The sequence below is a fragment of the Rhodococcus wratislaviensis genome (assembly GCF_041228765.1).
Taxonomy (GTDB): domain Bacteria; phylum Actinomycetota; class Actinomycetes; order Mycobacteriales; family Mycobacteriaceae; genus Rhodococcus_F; species Rhodococcus_F wratislaviensis.
Genome location: NZ_CP150488.1, coordinates 1,649,426 through 1,673,056 on the forward strand (window position 1 = coordinate 1,649,426; position 23,631 = coordinate 1,673,056).

The 23,631-nt window shown below is 67.3% G+C and carries 25 protein-coding genes; 9 read left to right on the top strand and 16 right to left on the bottom strand.

What is annotated here, in order from left to right:
* Positions 1–19: 19 nt before the first annotated feature.
* Entirely contained in the window at positions 20–1,084 is a 1,065-nt protein-coding gene (locus tag WKC72_RS07340; protein WP_370182180.1) for a lactonase family protein, read from the bottom strand.
* Between the two features lie 294 nt (positions 1,085–1,378).
* Here WKC72_RS07340 and WKC72_RS07345 point away from each other — a divergent pair, with 294 nt between their 5' ends.
* A complete protein-coding gene (locus WKC72_RS07345; RefSeq protein ID WP_370182181.1) occupies positions 1,379–2,755 on the top strand; it encodes a DUF222 domain-containing protein in 1,377 nt (458 codons plus the stop codon).
* 103 nt (positions 2,756–2,858) lie between these two features.
* Here the strand turns inward: WKC72_RS07345 and WKC72_RS07350 are convergent, their stop codons facing one another.
* The 3 genes from WKC72_RS07350 to WKC72_RS07360 are packed head-to-tail and all read right to left on the bottom strand — an operon-like array spanning position 2,859 to position 6,694.
* Complete coding sequence (locus WKC72_RS07350) at positions 2,859–3,734, bottom strand: alpha/beta fold hydrolase (protein ID WP_370182182.1); 876 nt, start codon at positions 3,732–3,734, stop codon at positions 2,859–2,861.
* Positions 3,735–3,791: 57 nt separating this feature from the next.
* The gene (locus WKC72_RS07355) at positions 3,792–5,186 is read right to left on the bottom strand and encodes an MmgE/PrpD family protein (RefSeq protein WP_370182183.1); all 1,395 of its coding nucleotides are present in this window, start codon (positions 5,184–5,186) and stop codon (positions 3,792–3,794) included.
* 26 nt (positions 5,187–5,212) lie between these two features.
* The gene (locus WKC72_RS07360) at positions 5,213–6,694 is read right to left on the bottom strand and encodes an aldehyde dehydrogenase (RefSeq protein WP_370182184.1); all 1,482 of its coding nucleotides are present in this window, start codon (positions 6,692–6,694) and stop codon (positions 5,213–5,215) included.
* Between the two features lie 263 nt (positions 6,695–6,957).
* Here WKC72_RS07360 and WKC72_RS07365 point away from each other — a divergent pair, with 263 nt between their 5' ends.
* Both WKC72_RS07365 and WKC72_RS07370 read left to right on the top strand, forming a co-directional pair.
* A complete protein-coding gene (locus WKC72_RS07365) occupies positions 6,958–8,133 on the top strand; it encodes a CaiB/BaiF CoA transferase family protein (RefSeq protein WP_370182185.1) in 1,176 nt (391 codons plus the stop codon).
* Between the two features lie 34 nt (positions 8,134–8,167).
* A complete protein-coding gene (locus WKC72_RS07370) occupies positions 8,168–9,061 on the top strand; it encodes a CoA ester lyase (RefSeq protein WP_037230071.1) in 894 nt (297 codons plus the stop codon).
* Between the two features lie 55 nt (positions 9,062–9,116).
* On the opposite strand, the gene WKC72_RS07375 is transcribed toward WKC72_RS07370, so the two are convergent.
* The gene (locus tag WKC72_RS07375; protein ID WP_128640923.1) at positions 9,117–10,043 is read right to left on the bottom strand and encodes an alpha/beta hydrolase; all 927 of its coding nucleotides are present in this window, start codon (positions 10,041–10,043) and stop codon (positions 9,117–9,119) included.
* A 38-nt stretch (positions 10,044–10,081) separates the two neighbouring features.
* The gene (locus tag WKC72_RS07380) at positions 10,082–11,008 is read right to left on the bottom strand and encodes an alpha/beta hydrolase (RefSeq protein WP_370182186.1); all 927 of its coding nucleotides are present in this window, start codon (positions 11,006–11,008) and stop codon (positions 10,082–10,084) included.
* A 179-nt stretch (positions 11,009–11,187) separates the two neighbouring features.
* Here WKC72_RS07380 and WKC72_RS07385 point away from each other — a divergent pair, with 179 nt between their 5' ends.
* Positions 11,188–12,063 carry a helix-turn-helix domain-containing protein gene (locus tag WKC72_RS07385; protein WP_128640924.1) on the top strand — a complete coding sequence of 292 codons (876 nt, stop codon included), beginning with the start codon at positions 11,188–11,190 and terminating at the stop codon, positions 12,061–12,063.
* Between the two features lie 16 nt (positions 12,064–12,079).
* Here WKC72_RS07385 and WKC72_RS07390 read toward each other — a convergent pair whose 3' ends face one another.
* Entirely contained in the window at positions 12,080–13,219 is a 1,140-nt protein-coding gene (locus WKC72_RS07390; protein ID WP_128640925.1) for a low temperature requirement protein A, read from the bottom strand.
* 24 nt (positions 13,220–13,243) lie between these two features.
* The gene (locus WKC72_RS07395) at positions 13,244–13,423 is read right to left on the bottom strand and encodes a DUF2255 family protein (protein WP_128640926.1); all 180 of its coding nucleotides are present in this window, start codon (positions 13,421–13,423) and stop codon (positions 13,244–13,246) included.
* A gap of 194 nt (positions 13,424–13,617) precedes the next feature.
* Here WKC72_RS07395 and WKC72_RS07400 point away from each other — a divergent pair, with 194 nt between their 5' ends.
* Entirely contained in the window at positions 13,618–14,790 is a 1,173-nt protein-coding gene (locus tag WKC72_RS07400) for a CaiB/BaiF CoA-transferase family protein (protein WP_128640927.1), read from the top strand.
* Positions 14,791–14,853: 63 nt separating this feature from the next.
* Positions 14,854–15,573, top strand: a complete 720-nt coding sequence (locus tag WKC72_RS07405) for a nitroreductase (protein WP_370182188.1) — start codon at positions 14,854–14,856, stop codon at positions 15,571–15,573.
* Between the two features lie 4 nt (positions 15,574–15,577).
* On the opposite strand, the gene WKC72_RS07410 is transcribed toward WKC72_RS07405, so the two are convergent.
* Entirely contained in the window at positions 15,578–16,444 is an 867-nt protein-coding gene (locus tag WKC72_RS07410; protein ID WP_268789164.1) for a helix-turn-helix domain-containing protein, read from the bottom strand.
* Positions 16,445–16,559: 115 nt separating this feature from the next.
* Positions 16,560–16,751: a hypothetical protein gene (locus WKC72_RS07415; RefSeq protein WP_370182189.1), complete on the bottom strand. Its 192-nt coding sequence runs from the start codon at positions 16,749–16,751 to the stop codon at positions 16,560–16,562.
* 100 nt (positions 16,752–16,851) lie between these two features.
* On the opposite strand from WKC72_RS07415, the gene WKC72_RS07420 reads away from it, so the two are divergent.
* Positions 16,852–17,154, top strand: a complete 303-nt coding sequence (locus WKC72_RS07420; protein ID WP_370182190.1) for an ATP-binding protein — start codon at positions 16,852–16,854, stop codon at positions 17,152–17,154.
* Positions 17,155–17,189: 35 nt separating this feature from the next.
* On the opposite strand, the gene WKC72_RS07425 is transcribed toward WKC72_RS07420, so the two are convergent.
* Positions 17,190–17,543, bottom strand: a complete 354-nt coding sequence (locus WKC72_RS07425) for a zinc-binding dehydrogenase (protein WP_370182191.1) — start codon at positions 17,541–17,543, stop codon at positions 17,190–17,192.
* Here WKC72_RS07425 and WKC72_RS07430 point away from each other — a divergent pair.
* Positions 17,478–17,828, top strand: coding sequence for a hypothetical protein (locus WKC72_RS07430; protein ID WP_370184659.1), 351 nt, complete (start codon positions 17,478–17,480; stop codon positions 17,826–17,828). The genes WKC72_RS07425 and WKC72_RS07430 overlap by 66 nt on opposite strands.
* A gap of 158 nt (positions 17,829–17,986) precedes the next feature.
* Here WKC72_RS07430 and WKC72_RS07435 read toward each other — a convergent pair whose 3' ends face one another.
* From WKC72_RS07435 to WKC72_RS07450, 4 genes are all read right to left on the bottom strand, one after another.
* Positions 17,987–18,400, bottom strand: coding sequence for a cupin domain-containing protein (locus tag WKC72_RS07435; RefSeq protein ID WP_037229899.1), 414 nt, complete (start codon positions 18,398–18,400; stop codon positions 17,987–17,989).
* Positions 18,401–18,411: 11 nt separating this feature from the next.
* Complete coding sequence (locus WKC72_RS07440; RefSeq protein ID WP_268789167.1) at positions 18,412–19,245, bottom strand: SDR family oxidoreductase; 834 nt, start codon at positions 19,243–19,245, stop codon at positions 18,412–18,414.
* An 86-nt stretch (positions 19,246–19,331) separates the two neighbouring features.
* Complete coding sequence (locus WKC72_RS07445; RefSeq protein ID WP_370182192.1) at positions 19,332–20,177, bottom strand: SDR family oxidoreductase; 846 nt, start codon at positions 20,175–20,177, stop codon at positions 19,332–19,334.
* Positions 20,174–20,950, bottom strand: a complete 777-nt coding sequence (locus WKC72_RS07450) for a carboxymuconolactone decarboxylase family protein (RefSeq protein ID WP_370182193.1) — start codon at positions 20,948–20,950, stop codon at positions 20,174–20,176. The genes WKC72_RS07445 and WKC72_RS07450 overlap by 4 nt, the downstream gene beginning before the upstream one ends.
* Before the next feature lie 239 nt (positions 20,951–21,189).
* On the opposite strand from WKC72_RS07450, the gene WKC72_RS07455 reads away from it, so the two are divergent.
* On the top strand, positions 21,190–22,080 hold the full coding sequence (locus WKC72_RS07455) for a helix-turn-helix domain-containing protein (protein ID WP_370182194.1): 891 nt from the start codon (positions 21,190–21,192) through the stop codon (positions 22,078–22,080).
* Between the two features lie 42 nt (positions 22,081–22,122).
* Here WKC72_RS07455 and WKC72_RS07460 read toward each other — a convergent pair whose 3' ends face one another.
* On the bottom strand, positions 22,123–23,613 hold the full coding sequence (locus WKC72_RS07460) for an aldehyde dehydrogenase (protein WP_370182195.1): 1,491 nt from the start codon (positions 23,611–23,613) through the stop codon (positions 22,123–22,125).
* Positions 23,614–23,631: the final 18 nt, after the last annotated feature.

Consider the following 23,631-nt stretch of genomic DNA (forward strand, 5'->3'; position numbering starts at 1 on the left):
TGCGGGATGGGTGGGTGGTTCACGCAGGATCGACGGATGCGAACACTCCGGTGGCGCCGTCGGAGAACGTCACACCCGTGTCGGCCGGTGGTTCGGCCGTGGCCTCGAGCGCCCCGCCCGGCTTCACCAGGTAGGTGAACACCTTCGCGGTGCCGGTCGTCGTCAGCGTGTCGATGACGTAGAGCCGCAGGGCATCCGGACTCAGCACGACGCGGCCGGGGAAGTGGCCCGGTGCGCTGGGTGCGTCGGCGCCGGGCACGGGTACCAAGGCGCCGTCGTCTCGGATCTCGAATCCGTTCACACTTTGACCGCCGGTCTGGGGAAGGTAGAGATACCTGCCGTCCGGTGTGATGGCCATACCGTGCGGAATCGCCTTCGTCGGGAAGCGCCCGATCGGGGTCAGTGCACCGTCGGGCGCGATACGGTAGCCGGAGACGTCGTTGGTCCCCTCGTTGGTGATGTACAGGAACTTGCCGTTGGGCGTCACCGACGGCAGCGCCGGACGATCACCGGTCGGCACCTGCGAGCCGGTCGGTGTCAGCCTGCCGTCGGATCCGATCGCGTAGGAGTCCATCGTCGCCCCGATGAAGCTCGGGGCGAACAGGAATCGGCTGTCCGGCGACACCACCGGAATGGACAGGCCACTCGTCGCGCCGGGGATGGTTACCGAATCGACGAGTGTCAAAGCTCCGGACGGCGCGATGGCATACGTCTGCACGTCGTTGGTCGTCGAGCCGACGGTGGCGAAGAGCCACCTCCCGTCCGGGCTCACGACTGCACCCACGATCGGCCGGCCGGGAGCGAGGCGGGCGTCCTCGAGGCGCTCGAGTGTGCCGTCGTCGCCGACGCGGAATCCCTGCAGTGTTCCCGAGACAGTATGTGCGACATACGCGAACCGGCCATTCGGTGTGACCACGATCGACAGCGTGCCGGTATCGGTGGACACGGGCTGCCCGACGGGAGTCAGTCGACCGCCGGATTCGCGCAACACCCCGATGTTCGACGAGCCTGTGCCACCGACCAGGAGGTAGCTCGACCTCTCCGCATTGTCCGCCGGAGCCGCGCCGGCTGCGGGGGTGGCCACAGCGCCGACGGACACGGTCGCAGCAAGGCCGATCGCCAGTACGGTCGTACGTATTCGCGTAGTCGCCGGCGGGTTCCGAGTTCTCAATGCAACCTCCGTGGTTCCTAGTGTCGGCGAGTTCGCCACGCCGAACGTAAACCCGGGAGCCGGGGTGGCAGTGTCCAACTATCTGGACACTCCGGCGCAGGCGAGCCCGAGGCCGGGCGACCTGCTCCGCGTCGAATACGTTTCGGCACAGTATGATTACGTGAATTCCCATTGACTTCGAATTGATGTTCGAAGTAGTCTTCATGCATGGGTGACGGGGAGGGAACTCAGGGGGCGGTGCCGGACGATGATCCGGCGGTGGGGGAGACGTGGCGGTTGTCCGAGGATCAGTTGCTCGAGACGGTGCTGACGGTGTCCTCGGAAATCGCTCGCCTCGAGGCGGTACGGGTGAAGCTGATGGACGCGGTGGATGCGCGCTGCCGGGTCGACATCCTGGGCCATCTCAACGCGAAGGCGTGGCTCGTGGCGCACACGATGCTCGAACCGGGGGCGGCTGGACGGATCGTGAACCTGGCGCGAGGGCTCCGGTCGCAGCCAGCGATTGCCGCAAAGTTCTACGGCTGCGAGATCTCCGCGGATCACGCAGGGCTGATTCTGCGGTTCTGTGAACGACCCCCGAAGGGAATGCCGCTGAACGCAATGGGTCCGGTGCTGGACGCCTTACTGGCCGCAGCAGACGGACCACACGCCCGCACAGACCTGATCCGGGAAGGTATCGCGAAGGTGGAGCGGATCTTCGAAAGCGACGAGTACCCCGCGAGCGAGGATCTCGACCGCAATGAACTGCACGCGTCGAAGATGTTGAACGGACGGGTCTCGGTCAAAGGTGATCTGGATGCGGTAACCGGAGAAATGCTGTTGACCGCGTTGTCGAAGCTCGCCGCACCACGACCGGCCGCGGACGGGACCCGGGACGCGCGCGCCCCCGGACGGCGGCGAGCCGACGCCTTCACCGAACTGCTGCGCCGCTACCTCGCGTCCGGACTGAACGGCACCGAGGCCAGCGAACGCCCGCACATCAGCGTGCAGGTGCGGGCACGGGACCTTGTCGACACCCGCGGCGAGGACCGCGTGGGCGGGGCAGCCGGAACGGATGGCACCGACATGCACGCCGGCCCCGCTGGCCCAACCGGTGGCGACCGGCCCACTTCCCCGGAGGACTGGGCGGTGGTGCTGGCGGAAACGGGCGTCGCGTGGGCGGCGTGGATGGGACCGTTGACGATCACCGCTGCCCGGCATCTGTCGTGTGATGCTCAGGTGAGCACGGTGATCCTCGACGACCACGGCGCTCCCCTCGACGTCGGCATCACCAGCCGGACGGCCACCCGCAAGCAACGCCGAGCGCTGGCCGTACGCGACGGAGGATGCGCGTTCCCCGGCTGCGGGGCGCCACCAGTCTGGTGCGAGGGCCACCATTGCGTGCACTGGGTCAACGGTGGCCTCACCGACATGGACAACCTCGTCCTACTCTGCGGTGCCCACCACCGGATCATTCACCACGACGGGTGGGAGGTCCAGATCGGCCCCGACCGGCACCCCTGGTTCATTCCACCGCCGAGTGTCGACCCCTTCCGTGGGCCGCTGCCCTCACACAACCGGCGGGCCGGCCCCGCGGCGGCCTGACCGGCCCAGCGCCGCAACATAACTCCATCCCCCATAGACGCCCCGCATCCGAGCCCCCACTCGGATGCGGGGCACCCGCACTGCCAAACACCGGCGGCAGGGTTCAGTGCGGTGGAAGAGCCCGTTCGAGGAAACCTTCGAGGTGCAGGGCGAACGCCTCGTTGTCGTCGCCGGCGATCATGTGCCCCGCGTCCACTTCGACGGCCTCGGAATTCGGCACCAGGTCGAGCATCTCGTCGACCGCCTCCCGCGAGACGATCTCCGACCTCGTTCCGTGAACTATCAAGGTAGGAACCGTAATCCGGACGGCCAGGTCCGCGAGCCACCGCTCGTCGGAATTGCCACGGTTGTCCGCATAGCCGACGAAGGCCGGATCCCAGTGCCAGTACCAGCGACCGTCACCTCTGAGACGCAGGTTCTTTCGTAACCCGTCGCTGCGACGACGGCGGGGTGGCGTGCCGCGGAAGGCGTCGATGGCCGCGGACGCGTCGTCGAGCGAGGCGAACCCGTTGGGCGCCGCGCCCAGAAAGTCGCGGACCCTCCGCTGGCCGGTGCGGTCGATCCGATGCGTGATGTCGACCAGCACCAACCCGGCGAGGGAACGGGGGCGTTCGCCCGCGACGACGATGCCCGTCCGGCCGCCCAGCGAGGCTCCTACGACGACGACACGGCCGCCGAGTTCGGTGAGTACCGCTTGGAGGTCGGCCGCGAAAAGCTCGGCCGAATACTCAGATGCCCATTCGCTGTCACCGTGCCCCCGTGCGTCGAGAGTGACCGCGCGCCAGCCGCGCTCGGCCAGTCGCGCCGCCGTGCGATCCCACGAGTGCCTGGTCTGGCCGCCGCCGTGGAGGAGAAGAACGGTCCCCTCTGTCGAATCGGTCAGCCGATCGTCGGTCTCCCACCGATCACCCACAAGGCGGACCCCACCGGATCCTGTGAACTCGACGGGGATCGGCCGGGCTGTGGTCTGGGCGTCCATCAGCTCTCCTTCTCGTCATCGGCCGCCGGCCCGGTGGGGGCCGGCGGCCGGAGGGAATCAGACCTTCAGCAGGGCTGTGAAGTCGGAGGCGGGTTGGTCGGGGTCGCCGTGCTGGATGGCGTGGAGCAGGGTGTCGCCGCGCTCGGTGCCCAGCGATGCCGAGGTCACGTCGCGGAACTTCGCGTCGAGGTCCTCCTGCGGCATCGGGTTTTCGGCGGTGCCGGTGGGGTTGTCGACGAACAGGTGTTCGGTGGTGCCGTCGGTGTAGGTGACGGTGATGTCGCCGACCCAGCGGCCGGGGTAGGCGGTGTCGAGTTCGGGTGTGACCTCGATCTTGACCTTCTGGGCGAGGGCGGCGACGTCGCTGCCGGGACCGAGGTCGAGCCGTCCGGCCAGGTAGGCGTGGTGGGTGCGGAAGCCGTTGCCCTTGCCGAGCAACGACAGCGAGAACTGGAACGGCAGGCTGTATTGCAGGTGCTCGATGATCTTCGGTGCGTAGGCGTTGGCGTTTTTGTTGCCGATGACGACGTCGCCGCCGGTCTGGATGCCGAGCACGACGGAGTCGATGTCGGCGGCGCGGGTGGTGAGTTGGCGGGCGCCGTCGATGTAGGCGTGGTTGATGCCGCAGCAGCAATAGGGCTTGATCCAGATGCGGGTGATCTCGAAGGTCTTGTCGGGGCCGAAGGTGGTGGCGGCGTCGTCGGCGACGGGGCGGCCGACGAAGGTGCGGTAGAAGCCTTTGCCGCCGGTGAGGAAGGTGGTGGGGCCGGTGATGCCGGCGGCGGCCATGTCGGCGGCGCGGATGCCGTTGCGGGTGCCGATGCCGGAGTGGATGCGTTTGATGGAGCCGCCGGAGGAGGTGTATTCGGTGGTGCCGGAGGCGTGGCTGAGGGCGATGGCGAGGGCGTGGACGGTGGTTTCGGTGTCGAAGCCGCGCATCTTGGCGGTGACGGCGGCGGCGCCGAAGTTCGACAGCAGTCCGTGGGGGTGGAAGCCGCGTTCGAGGAGTTGGGGTGCGGCGAGGTTGCCGATGCGGGTGTAGACCTCGTAGCCGGCGACGATGCCGGTGATGACCTCGGCCATGGTGGCGCCGAGTTCTTCGCCGACGGCGAGTGCGGTGGAGACGACGCAGCTGCCGGGGTGTGAGGAGCTGGCGCGGTGGGCGTCGTCGTATTCGAAGCCGTGGCCGAAGGAGGCGTTGACGAAGGCGGCGTCGGCGGCGCTCATCTGGTCGCCTGTGGCGGCGATGTGTGATTTGCCGGGGACGTGCGCGGCGCGGGTGAGTGCGAGCAGTGCCTGGCTCCAGGGCAGTGAGGCGCTTGCGATTTGGAGGGCGAGTTGGTCCTGCATGAGGCGGCGGGCGCCGGCGAGGGCGTCGGCGGGGATGGTGTCGAAGGTCAGGTCGGTGACGAGCCGGGCGACGGCTTCTTCGACGGGGGGAATGTTGCCCATGGGTGTGTCCTTTGCGGTGTTGGGGGTCAGGAAAGCGAACCGAGCAGGCCGCCCGGGATTCCGTAGGACTTGAGCTCGACGTAGGCGTCGAAGCCCTCGAGGCCCGCCTCGCGGCCGATGCCGCTGTTCTTGAAACCGCCCATCGGGGCGCTGAAGCCCGCCGGGTTTCCGTTGACTTCGATTGTGCCGGTTCGGATGTGGCGGGCCACCGCCAGTGCGTGCTCCGGGTCGGCGGCGAACACCGATCCGTTGAGGCCGTACTCCGAATTGTTGGCGATGTCGATCGCCTCGGCCTCGGTGTCGAATGTGTGCACCGTGAGTACCGGGCCGAAGATCTCCTCCTGGGCAATCTTCGCGGCAGGGTCGACGTCGGTGAAGATCGTGGGCTCGACGTACCAGCCGCGGTCGAGACCGTGGGGGCGTCCGCCGCCCACCAGCAGGGAGGCCCCGGATCCCTTCGCGTCGTCGATGTAGCCCTCGACTCGGGACCGCTGATTGGCGCTGACCATCGGGCCGATTTCGGTGGCGGGGTCGAACGGGTCGCCAACGGGCATCGACTTGATGAGGTCAATCAGCCGGTCGTGGAGTTCGTCGCGCCGCGAGCGCGCCACCACGATCCGGGTCTTGTTGCTGCACACCTGGCCGCTGTTGCGCAGCGAGACCGCACGGATCGCGGCGACTGCGGCCTCGAGGTCGGCGTCGTCGAGCAGGACCGCGGCGGACTTGCCTCCCAGTTCGAGGGTCACGCGGCGCAGGTCCTGACCACAGAGTGAGGCGATCCGACGGCCCGCGGCTGTCGATCCGGTAAAGGACACCTTGTCGATGCCGCGGTGGCGCACGAGGTATTCGCTGGCCTCGCGCTGCGCGGGGACGATGTTCACGACGCCGGCAGGGAGGCCGATCTTGTCGAGAATGTCGGCGAGCAGGTAGGCGTCGAGCGGGGTCTCGGGGGAGGGTTTGATGACCATGGTGCAGCCCGCGAGCAGTGCCGGCGCGAGCTTGATCATGGTGATGAGCAGCGGGGCGTTCCACGGCACGATGCCTGCGACGACCCCGACCGGTTCGCGGGTCACCAGCGCGCTGCCCGATGCCGACGTGCGGGTGTCGGCCCACGGGTAGGCGGGTGCGATGTCGAGGAAGGCGTCGAGAAGCATCCGGGGGCCGATGGACTGCATCTTCGTGGACAGGGTGATCGGGCAACCCATCTCGGCGCTGACGAGTCTGGCGGCGTCGGCCTCGCGCGCGGCGAGTTCCGCGCTGAGCTTCCGCAGGACCGTGATGCGCTCCTCGAGCGACATCCGAGGCCAGGGCCCCTTGTCGAACGCCTCGCGTGCCGCGTTCACCGCGGCGTCGATGTCTTCTTCGACGCCTTCCGGGACGCGCGCGACGAGCTCCTCGGTGGCCGGCGAGATCACGTCGAACGTGCGCTCGGAGGCCGGCTGTACCCACCGTCCGCCGATGAACAGCTTGTCGTACCGTCCCTGCCAAATTTCTGTCTGCACGCTCATGGTGCCGCTCCTTCGCTGGTCGATAAGGGGTGGAAGTGGTCCGGATCGCAGGCGGGACCGAAGTGTCCGGCCTGGTGGGCGGAGCCTTCTGCTCGATGTGTGAGCTACACCATGCAAAGTATATAATGTTGCATAGCTCCGCGGAAGTGCCTGCCGTGATCGCCCCGACTGGGAGTCGTCTCGGCGGGGTACCCCGGATCGGAAGGGGCTTGACCTCACTGTAAACGATATATAATATTTTGTAGAGACGAAGGCGAGGCAACATGCAGCACAAGCCGCTCGACGGTATTCGGATCCTCGAGATCGGGGGATATATCGCGCTCCCGTTCGGGACGTCGATGCTGTGCGCACTCGGCGCCGAAGTGGTCAAAGTCGAACGCCCTGTGGTCGGTGAAGATTTCCGGCGCCATCAGAACGACGCCAGCCCCTACTTCCGGCAGTACAACACCGGCAAGCGCAGTCTGTCGGTCGACCTGAAGTCGGAGGAGGGCGTCGCGCTGGTCAAGGCGCTGGTGCCGCACTTCGACGTGGTGCTCGAGAACCTGCGCCCAGGCAAGGTCGCGGCCATGGGACTCGGCCCCGAGGACTGCCGCGCCCTGCGCCCCGACATCGTGTACGGGTCCGTCACCGGATTCGGCCCCGGTGGTCCGCTGGCCAACCGTCCCGCCTACGACACGATCGGCCACGCCTTCGGCGGTCTGTACTCGCTGTTCAGCGACGGAGACCACCCGCAGCTGGCCGGTGGCCTGAGCGCGGACCTCGTCACCGGTCTGAGCACCGCAACCGGCGTCCTCGCGGCCCTCGTCGGGCGGCTGAAGACGGGGCAGCCGCAGCGGATGGAGACGTCGATCATGGAGGCCGTCAGCGCGCTGACCATCGACGGCATCACGCAGTCCTTCGAACTCGGCGACAATCCGGCCCGCACGAGCCGCCATCCGCAGGCGCAGAACTTCTGCGTCCCGACGTCGACCGGCGAGTACCTGGCGGTCCACCTGTCCTCGTCGCAGAAGTTCTGGCAGTCGCTGTGTCGCGCGATGGACCGCATGGACCTGGCCGAGGACCCCCGGTTCGCCGAGTACCGCCCGCGGGAGTCGAACTACTTCGAGCTGGTGCCGATCGTCGAGGCGGAGTTCGCCAAGCAGTCGAAGGACCACTGGGAGAAGGTCCTCACCGAGGCCGACGTGCCGTTCGCGCCCGTCCTGTCGATGACCGGCTACCTCGAGCACGAGCAGGTCGAGCACCTGAAGCTGGTCGAGTGGCAACCCGACGGCCTGGCCCTGATCCGGCCGCCGTGGACGTTCGACGGCGAGCGCCCGGACCGCGGTGACCGTGCTCCCAAGGTCGGCGCCGACACCCGATCGGTCGCGGGCGAGGTGCTCCCCGCCGAGAAGATCGACGAGCTGCTCGCGTCCGGCGTCCTCTACGCCGACGAGTCCTGATTCTTTCGAATTCGCATATCACTGAGGAGTGTTCATGAATCCGTACCGTTCCATGCTGTTCGTGCCGGGCCACAAGCCTTCCTGGGCCGACAAGGGTCTGGCCTCCGGCGCCGACGCCCTGATCCTCGACCTGGAAGACTCGGTTCCCGTCGCGGACAAGGACGAGGCGCGTGGCGTCACCGCCGCCACCATCGACCGTTTGCACGCCGAGGGTGTTCGCGCCGACGTGTGGGTTCGGCCCAATGCGTTCGTGACCGGGATCCAGGGCAGTGACCTCGAAGCGGTGATCCGGCCCGGGCTGACCGGACTGTTCCTGCCCAAGGTCTTCGACGCCGAGGAACTCGTGCGGATCGACGCGGTGGTGTCGCACATCGAGGCCCGGCAGGGGCTCGAGGCGGGCAGCGTGGGACTTATCGTGAGCTACGAGACCGCGGTCTCGATGGCGCATTGCGAAGAGATTGCCGCAGCCACCCCTCGCATCTCCAGCCTGCTGGGTGCCACCGGACCGAGCGCGGACGTGGGCCGCGAGCTGGGTTTCGAATTCACCCCGGCCGGCCTGGAGACGCTGTACCTGCGGAGCCGCATCGTCCTCGCAGCCCGCGCGGCCGGCCTGCACCACCCCGTCGCCGGCGTGTGGCAGGACATCAAGGACCTCGACGGTGCCCGGCAGTTCTGTCTGGACAACAAGCAGCTCGGCTACCGCGGCATGGTGTGCATCCACCCGTCGCACATCGCCATCGCCAACGACGTGTTCACGCCGTCCCCCGAGCAGGTCGACTTCTACCGCCGCATGATCGAGGCATTCAAGGTCGCCGAGGCCGCCGGTAGCGCGGCCGTCGATTTCGAGGGCCAGCACATCGACATCGCCCACGTGAAGACCGCCGAGGGCATCATCGCGCAGGCCGAAGCAGTCATGGCCCACGCCTGAGCGGATCGACCGAAGAGCCCCGCATCCGGCAGGATGCGGGGCTTCGGTCGTGGTGTCAGTTCTCGACTGGGCGAGCTGCGAGGTTCTCCCGGAAGAACGGGGTCGCCTCGGCCACGGCGTGGTCGACGTACTTCGGCACGTCGTAGAAGTCCATGTGGGCGCCGCCGTCGACGACCACCAGCTTCTTGGGGCTGCGCACCCGGCTGTGCAGTTCGGTGGACATCCACAGCGAACCGGCTTCACTGCCCGCGACGATCAGCAACGGTGCCGTGAACATGTCCTCGACCAGGTGGAACGCGTCGAACGTGAAGATCCGCGAGATGCTCTTGGTGAACAGCTGCTTGTTCTTCGCGTTCGGGTGCTGCGCACGCGGGGTGAGGTAGTAGTCGTGCGCCTCGACCAGGTCGCGCGGAGTGCTCTCGTCCGGCTGTTCCGGAACGTACGGGATGTATGCCGGGTCGGCGCCCTGGGCCTCGGCGGTCCGCTGCTGCGCGACTGCCTGCAGTGTGGGCACCGCGGCCGCGTCGGAGTCGGTTCCGTACCAGCCGCGTCGGAACGAGGTGCCGATGTTCACGGCGCTGACGGTGGTGACAGCCTTGATCCGGTAGTCGGTCAGGGCCGCGTTCACGGCGTACCCACCGCCGGCGCAGACACCGAGAACACCGATTCGCTCGGCGTCCACGTAGTCCAGGCTCTGCAGGAAGTCGACGGCCGCGCGGACGTCCTCGACTCGCGCTGCCGGGTCCTCGAGGTGGTGTGGGTCGCCGCCGCTCTCGCCCTGGAACGAGGCGTCGTAGGCCAGTGCCACGAAGCCTTCCTCGGCGAGCTTCGCGGCGTACAGGCCCGCGGTCTGCTCCTTCACACCGCCGCCCGGGTGCACGGTGACGACGGCGGCGTAGCTGTTCTGCGGATCGAAGTTGTCGGGCAGAAACAGGTTGCCGGCCATGGCGATCGGGCCGTTGGGGAAAGTGATGCTGTCCATTGGTGTGTCTCCTTCTGATGGGGTGTTGTCGCGGGTGGTCAGAGGTTGGTGTCGTAGAACGGGATCAGGGCGTCGAGGGCGATCGTGACGGGCTCGGGCTGGTCGTACAGGTCGTAGTGCGAGAAGCCTTCGGCCACCACGAGTTGCTTCTTCTCGGAGCGGGCGCGGCGGTAGATCTCGAGGCCGTCACGGTAGGAACCGAACGCACCGGGCTTGTCGCCGACGACGACGCACAGCGGCTGGGTGAGGAGTACTTCGGCGTGGGTGAAGGCGTCCCACCCGTATCCCGCTGCTCGTCGTGAGATCAGGCTGCGGGTGGCGCCGTTCGGCTTCTCCCCGCGGGGTGTCTTGTAGTAGTCGGTGGCCTCGACGACGTCGAGTCCCGTCCCGGCCGCCGCGTCCACGGTGGGCGGCAGCAGGTTATCGACGTTCGGTTCGGCGCCGCGGGCCTCGGCGGTGCGCTGCGCCGCGATCGCGTCCAATGTTGCGATCGGGTCGTATGCACTGAACGCCTCGTGCAGGAGGTGGCCGAAGTTGACGCCGACGACGCTGCCGACGACCTTGATGCGTCGGTCGGTCTTCGCGGCGGCGATGGAGTATCCGCCGCCGCCGCAGATGCCGAGCACGCCGATCCGGTCGGCGTCGACGTAGGGGAGGGTGACGAGGTGGTCGACGACGAAGCCGAAGTCCTCGACTCGTTGCGCCGGGTCTTCGATGAATCGGGGTTCGCCGCCGCTGGCGCCCTGGTAGCTGGCGTCGAATGCGATGACGACGTAGCCGGCGTCGGCGAGGGCGGTGCCGTACACGTTGCCGGACGTCTGCTCCTTGCAGCTGCCGATGGGGTGCGCGCTGATGATGGCCGGGTACTTCTTCGTCTCGTCGAATCCGGGCGGGTAGTAGATGTCCGCCGCGATGTCCCAGTACGGGGTCTTGACGCTGACGGTCTCGATCCTCTCGGTGGCCATGAATTGATCTCCCTTCGTCTCCGCCGGAACCCGGCGGTCTGAATCTCATTGCGTCGTGGACGATGTCCTCGACCCGCACTCATCACTCTGCTGCGACGCGCGGGGCTGTACCAGAGGCCGGTTATCGGGGGTACCGGCAGCCTCTCCCTCGGGCTGTCGGAGGTCCCTAGGCTGCAGGTATGGAGATCGCCAAGGAGATCAAGGACTTCCTGACGACCCGTCGCGCACGCATCACGCCCGACCAGGTGGGCCTGCCCGCCGGCGGCCGACGTCGGGTCGCCGGGTTACGTCGCGAGGAGGTCGCACTGCTCGCCGGAGTGAGCGCCGAGTATTACGTACAGATCGAACGGGGTGGTGTCGCGGGCGTGTCCGACGAGGTGCTGGACGCCATCGCGACCGCGCTGCGACTCGACGACGAGGAGACGAAGCATCTGTTCACCCTTGCCCGCGCCGCGGCCACGAAGCCCCGCAGGCGTAAGCCCGCCAAGGCGCGCGTCGAGATGCCGGAGCCGGTCCAAGCGCTCGTCGATGCGATGATCACGGCCCCCGCCGTCGTGCAGAACGGTCTTCTCGACATCGTGGGCGCCAATGCGCTCGGTCGCGCGCTGTACGCCGACGTGTACGACCGCGTGGACGGCGCGCCCAACCTGGCCCGGTTCATCTTCCTCGACCGCCGCGCCGACGAAACATTCCCCGACTGGACCAACGCGGCCGACGACGCCGTCGCGATGCTGCGGGTGGAGGCGGCGCGGTCGCCGTACTCGGCGGCGGTCACCGGTCTCGTCGGCGAGCTCGCTACCCGCAGCGACGAGTTCCGCACTCGCTGGGCGGCTCACGACATCAAGGCGCACCGGCGCGGAACGAAGCGGTTCCATCATCCGGTCGTCGGTGACCTGACGCTGCGTTTCGAAGCGCTCGAGGTGGCCAGCGCGGCCGGTCTCACCCTGTACGGATTCACCGCGTCGCCGGGTTCCTCCTCCGAGGAGGCTCTCCGCCTGCTGTCCAGCTGGATCGCCACCGACAGCTCGGCGCATCAGCCTTCATGGAATTCGTGAAGGAGGGCAACGGCGTTCAGGATTCGCTCGGTGACGCGTCCCGGGTGAGGGTCACGGCCACCGCGAGGAGTATGAGGACCAGTGCGAGGACGACGGCGTAGGACGGCAGCCAGTACGCCGCGACGGCGGCCGATCCGAGCACGGCGGCGCCGACGGCGCGCGGAACCCAGCCGGTGTGGGTGGTGAGCCGGAAGTAGATTGCGTGCGAGAGCAGGTAGATCGCCGGACCTGCGAGCATCAGAACGCCGCCGACCCCCGCCCGGTCGTCGCCGGCATGGGCGAGCACCAACTCGCTGCCCGCGGCGAACATGACGAGTCCGGTGACGACGCCGTAGATCACGTTGATCCCGATGTGCACGGCTCGGATGGGGTTCTCTGTGGCGGCGATATGACTTTCCACGAGTTGTTCGGCGCGCCCGAAGTAGACGGCCCACAGGCAGACGAGCGCGACGAAGCACCCCGCCGCCAGCGCAAGCGTCAGTGCATCGGAATGATGGGCGGCAATCACGCGTCCCAGGGTGAGGACCGTCTCGCCCAGCAGGATGATGAGGAACAGTCGCATCCGCTCGAGCATGTGCTCCGCATCGAACGGAAGTTGCTGCGTCTGTGTGCGTCCGCCCGGCAGCGGGTGCGCGCTCCAGGTGCCGACGAGGTCGACGAGCGCGGCCACCGCCCACAGCCACAGTCGCCACTTCGGGTCGAGTGCTGCGCCGGCCACCCAGAACGGCGCCGAGACCGCGAACCAGATCAGTACATGCAGGAAGTGCGTGCGGAGGCTGGGCGTCGGGGCGGTGGCCGCCGCGTAGACGGCGGGGCCGATCAGCGCCAGCAGCATGGGAACGACGAAGAGCCAAGGGCTTTCGTCGAAGGCGTGCCCGATGCCGGCGTTCATGAACAGGCCGAGGCCCATCACCGTGATCGTCACGGCCCGGGTGGCCGTGCGTTCGATGTCGAGGAGGGTGACCTCGAACGTGGTGAACGCCCAGACCCCGCACACCGCGACGAGTGCCACGAGGGTTTCGGCGGCGCCGTGCCAGGTCAGGTGGTCGACGAGATGGTGCGTGAGCTGACCGATCGCCAGCACGAACACCAGGTCGAAAAACAACTCGAGCGGCGAGACCTCACGGTGGGTGCTGCGTGCTTGCCTGACCATCATGGATCCTCCTCGGCGTCCGCAATCCTATCCGGCGGCGTCGAGGCGGACAGTCGTTTCGGCGGCGGTGTTCGCGACCATCGGATCCATCGCGGCGGGCTGGCTGCAGTACTTGGCCTTGTACGCCGTCTCGACTGCGGCGTTCGTCGCGGGGTCGTTGGCCGGGTGCAGGGTCGAGTTGGTCGCTGTGCCATGCCATGTCGTCATCTCCTGCTGTCGGCGATCTCCGTGATTCGAGGTCGAGGCGGTTCGGCGCTAGGAGGAGAGGCTGCTGGTACCCCTGTAGCCAGGGACTCCCGCGAGAATGCCGCGGCCGGCAGGGTGAGGTGGGTCTCGCCTTGACAGAACGCGATCCACAGATAATGTATTATATTGTTACTTGAACTCACGGAGGCACACCCATGCAGCACAAGCCGCTCGACGGGATCCGCATCCTGGAGATCGGGGGTTACATCGCCCTTCCGTTCGCCACGTCGATCCTGTGCGCTCTCGGCGCAGAGGTCGTGAAGGTGGAGAAGCCCGTCGTGGGGGAGGACTTCCGTCGCCACCAGAACGACGGCAGCCCCTACTTCCGCCAATACAACACCGGAAAGCGGAGCCTGTCGATCGACCTGAAGCGTCCCGAAGGCGTCGCGCTGGTCAAGGCCCTCGTGCCGCACTTCGACGTGGTCCTCGAGAACCTGCGGCCGGGCAAGCTGGCGGCGATGGGCCTCGGACCGGACGAGTGCCGTGCGCTGCGATCCGACCTCGTCTACGGGTCGGTGACCGGGTTCGGCTCGGGTGGTCCGCTGGCGAGCCGCCCCGCCTACGACACGATCGGGCATGCGTTCGGCGGTCTCTACTCCCTGTTCGGTGACGACGCCCGGCCCCAGCTGGCCGGCGGGCTGAGCGCGGATCTGATCACCGGACTGAGTACGGCGACGGGCGTCCTCGCGGCGCTGGTCGGACGGCTGCGCACCGGCTCACCGCAACATGTGGAGACGTCGATCATGGAGGCCGTCAGCGTTCTGGCGACCGATGGGATCACGCAGTCCTTCGAACTGGGATACGATCCGAGCAGGCAGAGTAGGCATCCGCAGGCGCAGAACTTCTGCGTCAAGACCGCCACCGGCGAGTATCTGGCGGTCCACCTGTCGTCCTCGCAGAAATTCTGGCGCTCGCTGTGCACGGCGATGAACCGGATGGATCTCACCGAGGATCCCCGCTTCGCCGAATACCGCCCCCGGGAGTCGAACTACCACGAGCTGGCCAAGATCGTCGAAGCCGAGTTCGAGCAGCAGTCGCTGCAGCACTGGGAGGACGCCCTTTCCGCTGCGGACGTGCCGTTCGCCCCAGTGCTGTCGATGACCGGATTCGTCGAGCACGAGCAGGTGGAATGGCTCGAATTGGTCGAACGGCAGCAGGACGGACTGGCGCTCATCCGCCCGCCGTGGCGCTTCGCGGGCGAACGCCCCGATCGGGCGGGCACCGCGCCGCGGGTCGGCGCCGACAGCCGCGACGTCGCCGCGGAGGTGTACTCCGCCGAGCAGATCGACGACCTGGTGCAGGCGGACGTTCTGTTCGTCGAACCCTGAGCCTGATCGTGCCCCGACCGGGGGCACGTGTTCCGTATCCGAACGACGATGGGTGAGTAATCGATGTCTGCCGATGTATCGACCGAAAGAATCGCGGTGAGTCCCGTCGACGATGCATCCACCGTGCTCGAGAACCTGCTGTCGACACGGTGGAGTTGCCGCGCGTTCGAGCCGCGCGAGGTTCCGCGCCCGCTCATCGAGCGCATGTTCACGCTGGCGCAGCGGTCCGCGTCGTGGTGCAACACGCAGCCCTGGCAGGTCATCGTGACCAGCGGTGCGGCAACCGAGCGATTCCGCGACGGTCTCGCGGAGTACGCGCAGCAACACGGTGCCGCCTTCGAATTCGATCCGCCTGCGGAGTACCGCGGGGTCTACCGCGACCGGCGCCGGGCGAGCGGGTGGCAGCTGTACCAGGCCGTGGGAGTCGAACGCGGTGACCGCGCCGCGTCCGCACGCCAGTCGTTCGAGAACTTCCGCCTGTTCGGCGCTCCGCACGTCGCGATCATCACGACCGACGCCGAGCAGGGCGTGTACGGCGCGGTGGATTCCGGCCTCTACCTCGGCACCCTCTTGCTGGCGGCGCGGAGCCTGGGGATCGCCACGATCCCGCAGGCCGCCCTTGCGAGCCAGTCTCCCTTCATCCGTGAGCATTTCGGCATCTCGGACGACCGCAAAATCCTCGTCGGGATCTCCTTCGGCTACGCCGACCTCGACCACCCGGCGAACAGCTACCGGACGGCACGCGCGACGCTCGACGAGGTCGTCACCTGGCAGGACCGGTAGCGCCCTATTCGGTTGCCGTGGAGGGTGTATCGGTTGCGGTCACGATCGCGAGCAGTCGCAGAGCCTGCTCGGACGTCGACTGCGGTTCCGCGGTGTAACCGACGAGGGACAGTCCGTCCGCGCCGGTGATGTCGAATACGTTGTAGGTCAGAGACAGGTCACCGACCTCCGGATGCCGGAACTGTTTGACGCCGTGCCGATGCGCCTTCACGTTGTGGGCGTCCCAGCGGGTGCGGAATTCCTCGCTCCGAGCGGCGAGTTCGCCCACGAGCCCGGTGACGACGGCGGAGTGGGGCGAGTGTGCGGCCTCCACTCGCAGCAGGGCCACGGCGTCGTCTGCCGCGGTATTCCACTCCGGGAACACGTCGTCGGCGTGCGGGTCGAAGAAGATGAATCGGACGAGGTTCGGCACTCCCGTCGCCCCCGCGAAGACCGGCGCGTACAGCGTGCGTCCGAGCGGATTGGCGGCAACGATGTCGAGGTGCCCGTTCAGCACGACCGCCGGCGAGTCGACCATGCCGTCGATCAGCGCCTGCACGCCGTCGGGGATCTTCCGGTCGGCCCGCGGAGACCGCGCGGCGCCCGTCGAGGTGCCGGCGGCCCGCACGAGGTCGAACAGGTGCGCCGTTTCTTCCTCGGAGAGTCGCAGTGCGCGGGCGACGGCGTATAGGACGTCGTCGGAGACTCCGGCGACGTTCCCGCGTTCGATCTGGGTGTAGTACTCGATGCTGACCCCGGCCAACTGGGCGACCTCCTCACGCCGCAGGCCCGGCACCCGGCGTCGCCGGCCGGGTGGCAGGCCCACTTGCTCCGGGGTGATCCTCGCCCGCCGGGTCATCAAGAACTCTTTGACGTCCTTGGCGATGTCCATGGATCCACAGTAGGAACAGACCCGGCCGCCGGGAAGGGGCAGGTGTCCGGTGTCAGCGGCAGGAGCAGGGAGGCGACGACGTCGTCCACCTTGTCCAGGTACAGCACGTCGTGAATCATCGTGTCGACCACGTGCGTCCATCGGATGCATCGAGTACGGCACGCACATGCGGAACTTGTCGGGGCCCGCACGACGACCGCAGGTCCTCCATGTACGGCAGGGCAACCTCCCGGAGCGTGAGCGCACTCGACGACCGCGCCACCGCCTCCAAGGCGTAACCGCTGATCACCCGGAAGCGGGCGATCATCTTCGCGATTGTCTTCCTGATCCTGGTTGTTACAACCTATCTGGATGCAGCACCCACGTAAGTTCTGTACTTCACTTCCTCTCGCTACGACAGGGATGTGGTGACGGCCGAATTGACGATCACCGACAACGGGCCTGGAATCGCGCCGGATCTGCTGAAGACTCTGTTTCAGCGTTTCGTTCGGGGCGACAAGGCCCGGTCCCGCGAGACCGACAGCACCGGCCTCGGGCTGGCAATCGTCTCGTCGATCGTCGACGCGCATCACGGTCAGGCGAGTATCGAGTCGACTCAGGCCGGCACGACGTTCCGCGTTCGGATACCTGCGATCGAACCCTCCGGCACTGCCACTGTCACCCATCAGCGCCTCCGGACGTCCGCGGTCACGCAACTAACAGGAAGGTAGGCGTCACCGTCGCGACGGGGAACCGGCCGGCGTCCTCACGCCGAGGCGAGGGTGAGGACGATCTTGCCGACCGCTTCACCGGAGCGGAGCCGATCGGCAACTCTCTGGACCTGCGTGAGCTCCACGGCTTGGTCGATCACGGGTCGGATCTCACCACGCGCGACGGCCGGGATGACGTCGGGCAGGAGGCCGGCGATGATGCCGGCCATCTCCCAGTCGCGGGTGAATCCGAAGGACACGCCGTGGACGGTGAGGTGACGGTAGGACAGATGGTCGAGGTTGATCGTCGACTCGGCGCCGTCGAGGCGTCCGATGTTGACCACGTGACCGTCCTCGGCGGTGGCGGGCAGGCACTGGGCGAAGGTTTGCCCGGCGATGTGGTCGAGCACGACGTCGACGCACCGGTGATCAGCACGCTCTGCCCGGCCGTGAACCCGGCGGTGGTGAGCGCACCGTGCTCGGTCAGCAGGCCGGTCGGCAGCGCACAGGCGATCTCCGGGGCGAGTCCCTCCGGGCGGGGCAGGACGAACCGGTGGTCGGCGACCACGTACTCGGCGAATGCCGACGGGATCGACCCCATCACCGGGTCACCGACCTGCCAGGTATCCACGCCCTCGCCGAGTGCGGCAACCTCGCCGGCGTACTCGAACCTGGCGATGAACTCCTTGCCGTGACCACCGTGGGTGGGATCGGCCTCGGCGAGCATCGGGATGTCGGCGTTGTGGGGCGGGGACCTCCCCGAGGACCCATTCCGGGCCGATTCCGCCGACGAGGGCACGCATCGTGTCAGTCATGTGTGGTCTCTCCTCCGGGAACGAGTCGGGCACGGTTGTCAGGAACGGCGGGTGCGCGGCGCGTGGTATTGCTCGTCGGTGACCTCCTCGAGCCAGGTCGTCTCCGGCGTGCTGGACCCGTCGCCTTCCCAGATGGCCAGGTGTTCCATGAACCGGTCGTCGGTGGCGCCGTGCCAGTGCTCTTCACCGGCAGGGCAGGTGACGGTCTCCCCGGGCTGGGCTGCGAAGACGACACCGTCGCGGGTGCCGACGAGCGCGGTCCCGCTCACGACGTGCAGGGTCTGCCCGAGGACGTGGTGATGCCAGAACGTGCGGGCCCCCGGCGAGAAACGAACCATGTTCGTGCGCGCCCGGGACGGTTCCTTCCCGGCATAGATGACGTCGAACCAGACGTCGCCGGTGAACGACTCGGCCGGGCCTTTGCCCGTGGGGACGGGGGTGATGAACTCCATCGTGTTTCTCTCTACTTGGTGATGTCGAGGTCGAAGCCGAGTTCGCGGGAGGCCTCGGCCTGATCGCTGATCTGACGTCCCTTGTCGATGACGGCGGGGATCGCGTCGGAGCCGGCGACGAACCGCAGCGGCGGCTCATCCAGCTCTGCCACCTTGACCAGTGCCTGGGCGAGCTTGAGCGGGTCGCCGGTCTGCTGCCCGTTCATCGACTGCCAGGCCGCCTTGGTCTGGGTGGTGCGCTCGGCGTAGTCGTCGATCGACTGGTCGGCCCAGGTGGTGGACGCCTCTTCGAGGAGTTCGGTGCGGAAGAACCCGGGCTCGACGATCGTGGTCCTGATGCCGAACGGTTCGAGGTCGAAGCTCAGCGACTCCATCCAGCCCTCGACACCGAACTTCGTGGTGGCGTAGGCGACGCAGAATTCCTGGCCGATGATCCCAGCCAGTGACGAGACGGTCATGATGTGCCCCGACCGCTGCTTGCGCATCTGGGGAAGGACGGCGCGGGTGACGTTCATGGGGCCGAACAGGTTCGTCTCCACCTGCGCACGCATCGCGGCGTCGGAGATTTCCTCGAAGTAGCCGGCTTGAAAGGTGGCGGCGTTGTTGATCAGCACGTCGATCCGGCCGAACCGCTCCACCGCGGCGGCGACCACGGCTTCCGCGTCGGCGGGGTTGGTGATGTCCAGGGCGGCGGCCAGCAGGTTGTCGCTCTCACCCAGCAGTTCCTGCACTTTTTCGGGGCGACGGCCGGTGGCGATGACCTGATGGCCCGCCGCGAGGGCCGTGCGGGCGATGTCGGTGCCGAGCCCTCGGCCTGCGCCGGTGACCAGAATGACCTTGCTCATAAGTATGTGTCTCTCGATTCTTCGGTCGTGGTGACTGTCAGTTGTTTCAGCAGCACCTGGGGGCGCGCCGTTCATGGATGCAGTCGTCAGTCGGCTTCCGGAGGGAAGTCGGTGGAGGCGCCGAGTTCGGTTTGGGCTTCGAAGTCGGCGACGCATTTGCGGAGTACCGCGAGGGTGGACTCGAGTGCCTGCGAGCCGAGCATGAGGCGCAGCGGTGCCGGTTCCGCATCCACGCTTTCGATGATGCGCGCGGCCATTCGTGCCGGGTCTCCGGGCGCCAGGCCGGCGGCGGGGTCGAGCATCGTCCGGAAGTTGTGCGCGGGTGTCGCGTCGTACTCCGGAATCGGTTCGGCGATCTGGGCGCCGCGGTAGCGGAACTCGGTGCGCGCGCCACCGGGTTCGACGAGCGTCATGCCGATGCCGAATGGCGCCACCTCCTGCGCCACCGATTCCACGAAGCCTTCGATTCCCCACTTGGTGGCGTGGTACATCGAGTTGCCGGGGAACGCGACCTGTCCGCCGTACGTCGAGAGCTGGACGATCCGGCCTCCGCCGGCAGCCCGCATGTGCGGGAGCACGGCACGGATGAACTGGATGGACCCGGTGAGGTTGGTGGCGATCATGTCGTCGATCTGTTCGTCGGTGAGTTCTTCCGCGGCCCCGAACAGGCCGTATCCGGCGTTGCTCACCGCCACGTCGATCCTGCCGAAGTCCGCGACAATTCGCGTCACGGCTGCGCGCAATGCCGGGGTGTCACGGACGTCGAGCACCTCGGCCCGGAACAGGTCCGGATGCCGGCTGGTCAGGTCGTCGACGGACTCCGGTCGGCGGATGGTGCCGACCACACGGTCGCCGCGCTCGAGCAGTTGCTCGGTGAGGTGGCGGCCGAAGCCACTGCTGACGCCAGTGATCAACCAGGTGCGTTCCGTCATGACTGCGTCGAAGGGTCGGCGGCGGGTGCGGACTCGTTCAGCACCCGCAGGGCGTTGAGCGTGCGCGGGTAGCCGATGAACGGCAGCAGGTGGGTGAGGACGGCGAGTAGGTCGGCCCGGGTGTTCCCGACGCGGAGATTCGCCATCGTGTGCCCCTTGACCTGCGGTTCGCAACCACCGAGGGAGACCAGCATCGCGAACGTGAGCAACTCACGGGTCGGCGTGTCCAGACCACTGCGCGTGACGTAGTCACCGAAGCAGTTCGCCGACAGGTAGCGCTGGATGTGGAGCTCGTCCGGTGCTGCGGCATCGCACATCCCGTCAACGGCGTCTGCGCCGACGATCTCCTTCTGCTTGGCGAGACCCTTCGCCAACCGGTCCTCGGCCGTCGTCGTCGCTCGGCCTTCCAGGGGGAGGCTGATGCCACGCTCGGTGAGCACGTCGTTCGTCGCGTGGAGAAAGTCGAAGACTTTCGACATGCCGACGTACGGGACCGCCTGATACACAACCTCCTTGGCGTCGGCAGGGCTCACTCCGACGGTGAGGGCTGCGCCCAGCATGACCCGGTACTCGGCAAGTGCCTGGCTCGCGATCATCGAGGCGAGTTGCACCATCAAACGCGTACGGGTGTTCAGGCCGCCGTACTGCCGCACCTCGTCGAACGCGAAGTTGTCGAACACCTCGATGAGCTCCGGATCCGTCTCCAGAAATGTCGAGACGTGTCCCGGAAACAACTCGGCATGATTGTTCCGGGCAGCTTCGGTGATCGCCATGTCCAACTCTCTTCCAGGGGTTCGTCGTACTCGATTCCGCACCCGTGCGCGGCGTTCGTCAGCGGTGACCGATCAGGGCTGTCGCCAGGATCGCCGCGGCGGTGCCGCGACCGGCGGTCGGTCGTGCGAGGTGGTCACAATTCGAGTAAACGCGCGATAGGGCACTCGCGGGAGTCACTGCTCTTCCGGGTAACCGCAGTACCTCCCTCCGCCGTGCCGGTCCGCATACCGTGGAACTCATGGACGACCAGCGAGCACAGGTGCGGGAGTTCCTCACGTCCCGGAGGGCGCGGATCAACCCCGAACAGGCCGGATTGCCCGCATACGGCGGCAACCGGCGGGTTCCCGGGCTGCGCCGAGAGGAAGTGGCCCTGCTCGCCGGCGTCAGCATCGACTACTACGTGCGGATGGAACGCGGCAACCTCGCCGGCGCCTCCGACAGCGTTCTGGACGGCCTCGCCCGCGCACTGCAATTGGACGAGGCCGAGCGCACACACCTGTTCGACCTCGCCCGGGCCGCCGAACCTGGACCAGTCCGGCAGCGCCGCTCGAAGACCTCGGGGGTCACGGCCGGCGTGCAGCTGGTCCTCGACGCGATCACCGACGCACCCGCCTGGGTACGCAACGCCCGCCACGACATGCTCGCCGCCAACCGGTTGGCCCGCGCGCTCTATGCGCCGGTGCTCGCCGACCCGCGTCGGCCGGCGAACAACGCCCGGTTCGTCTACCTCGACCCGGCCGCGCGCGACTTCTACGTCGACTGGGACCGCGCCGCCGACGACATCGCCGCGATGCTTCGTGCCGAGGCCGGCCGCAACCCCCACGACAAACAACTCATCGAGCTGATCGGCGAACTATCCACCCGCAGTGAGGTTTTTCGGGCCCGGTGGGCGGCACACAACGTCCGGTTCCACCGAACCGGGTACAAGAAGGTCCGCCATCCTGCCGTCGGAAGCCTCGAGCTGAACTTCGAGGCGATGGAGTTCCCTGCGCATCCCGGCCTCATCCTCCTCGTGTACACCGCACCGAAGGACAGTCCCGCCGCCGACGGCCTCACACTCCTCGCCACCTGGGCCGCGACCCTCGAAGAAGCCGGCGAACTCGCCACCCACCACGGACAAAAGCAGTGAGCGCCGCCCGGACCGAAATCCGGGCGGCGCTCAGGGGTTCTCCTAGTCGAGATTGATGTAGACGGCCTTCGGGTACAGGTAACCCTCCACGTGTTCGCGGGCTCCCTTCCAGCCGTAACCGCTCATCTTGGTGCCGCCGAAGCCGATGGCCGGGTCGAGGACGCCGTAGCAGTTGACCCAGATCGTTCCGGCCTTGATGTTCTGCGAGACCTTGTGCGCGGTGGACAGGCTGCGGGTCCACACACCGCCCGCGAGCCCGAACGGTGTGTCGTTCGCGAGTTGCAGCGCGTCGTCCATGTCGTCGAACGGGATCACCGAGGCGACCGGCCCGAAGATCTCCTCTCTGGCGATGGTCATGTCGTTGGACGCGCCGGCGAAGACGGTCGGCTCGACGAAGTAACCCGATGCGAGTTCGCCGCCGAGGCGGTTGCCACCGCTCGCCAGCTGCGCACCTTCGCCGCCGCCGAGGTCGATGTAATGCATGACCCGTTCGAGTTGTCGCTCTGAAATCAATGGCCCCAACTGGGTATTCGGGTCGAGCCCGTCTCCCACGCGGATGGTCTTCGTGAACTCGGTCATGCGCTCGACGAACTCGTCGTGGATCGAACGTTGAACGAAGATCCGCGTGCCTGCAACGCAGACCTGGCCGCTGTTGGTGAACACACCCATGGCGGCGCCGGGCACGGCCTTGTCCAGATCGGCATCGGCGAAGACGATGTCGGGCGACTTGCCGCCCAGCTCCAGTTGCAGGCGCTTGAGGTTGCCTGCCGACGCGCGGACGATGGTCTGCGCGGTGCCGATCGATCCGGTAAAGGCGATCCGGTCGACGTCCCGATGTTCCGCCAGAGCCTGGCCCGCATCGGCGCCATATCCTGTCACGACGTTGATCACACCGTCGGGCACACCGGCTTCCATCATCAGCTCGGCAACTCGCAGCACCGACAGTGAGGCATCCTCGGCAGGCTTGAGAACGGCGGTGCACCCGGTGGCGAGTGCCGGGCCGAAAATCCACCACAGGCCGATCAGGGGGCCGTTCCAGGGGATGATCCCACCGACCACGCCGACGGGGGCGAGCGACTTCAGCGTGAGGAAGTCCCCGGGAAGCGAGTTCGGGGGTGTCGCCACGGTCGCGGCATCGCACTGAGAAGCGAAGAATTGCAGAACCTGCGAGGTCCACTCGGCCAGGCCTGTGGTCCGCGACAGCGGCGCCCCCATGTCCAGCGTCTCGATCAGCGCCAGTTCGTCGAAGTGATCGAGGACGATGTCGTGGATCTTCAGTATCAGCTTGCGGCGCTGATGCGGCGTCCATCGACTCCATTCGCCCTCGAAGGCTTGGCGGGCCGCCGAGACGGCACGGTCGACATCCGTCGCGTCACCCCCGGCGATACGGCAGAGCACCTGCCCCGTCGCCGGGTTGACGGTGTCGATCTGCCGGCCGGATGCCGCCTCGATCCACTTGCCGCCGATCAGGTTTTTCTTCGACCCTTGGATGAAATCCGTTACTGCAAGCGGTTTTTCGTCTTGTGTCAGCATTCGTTCTCCTCCCGTCCG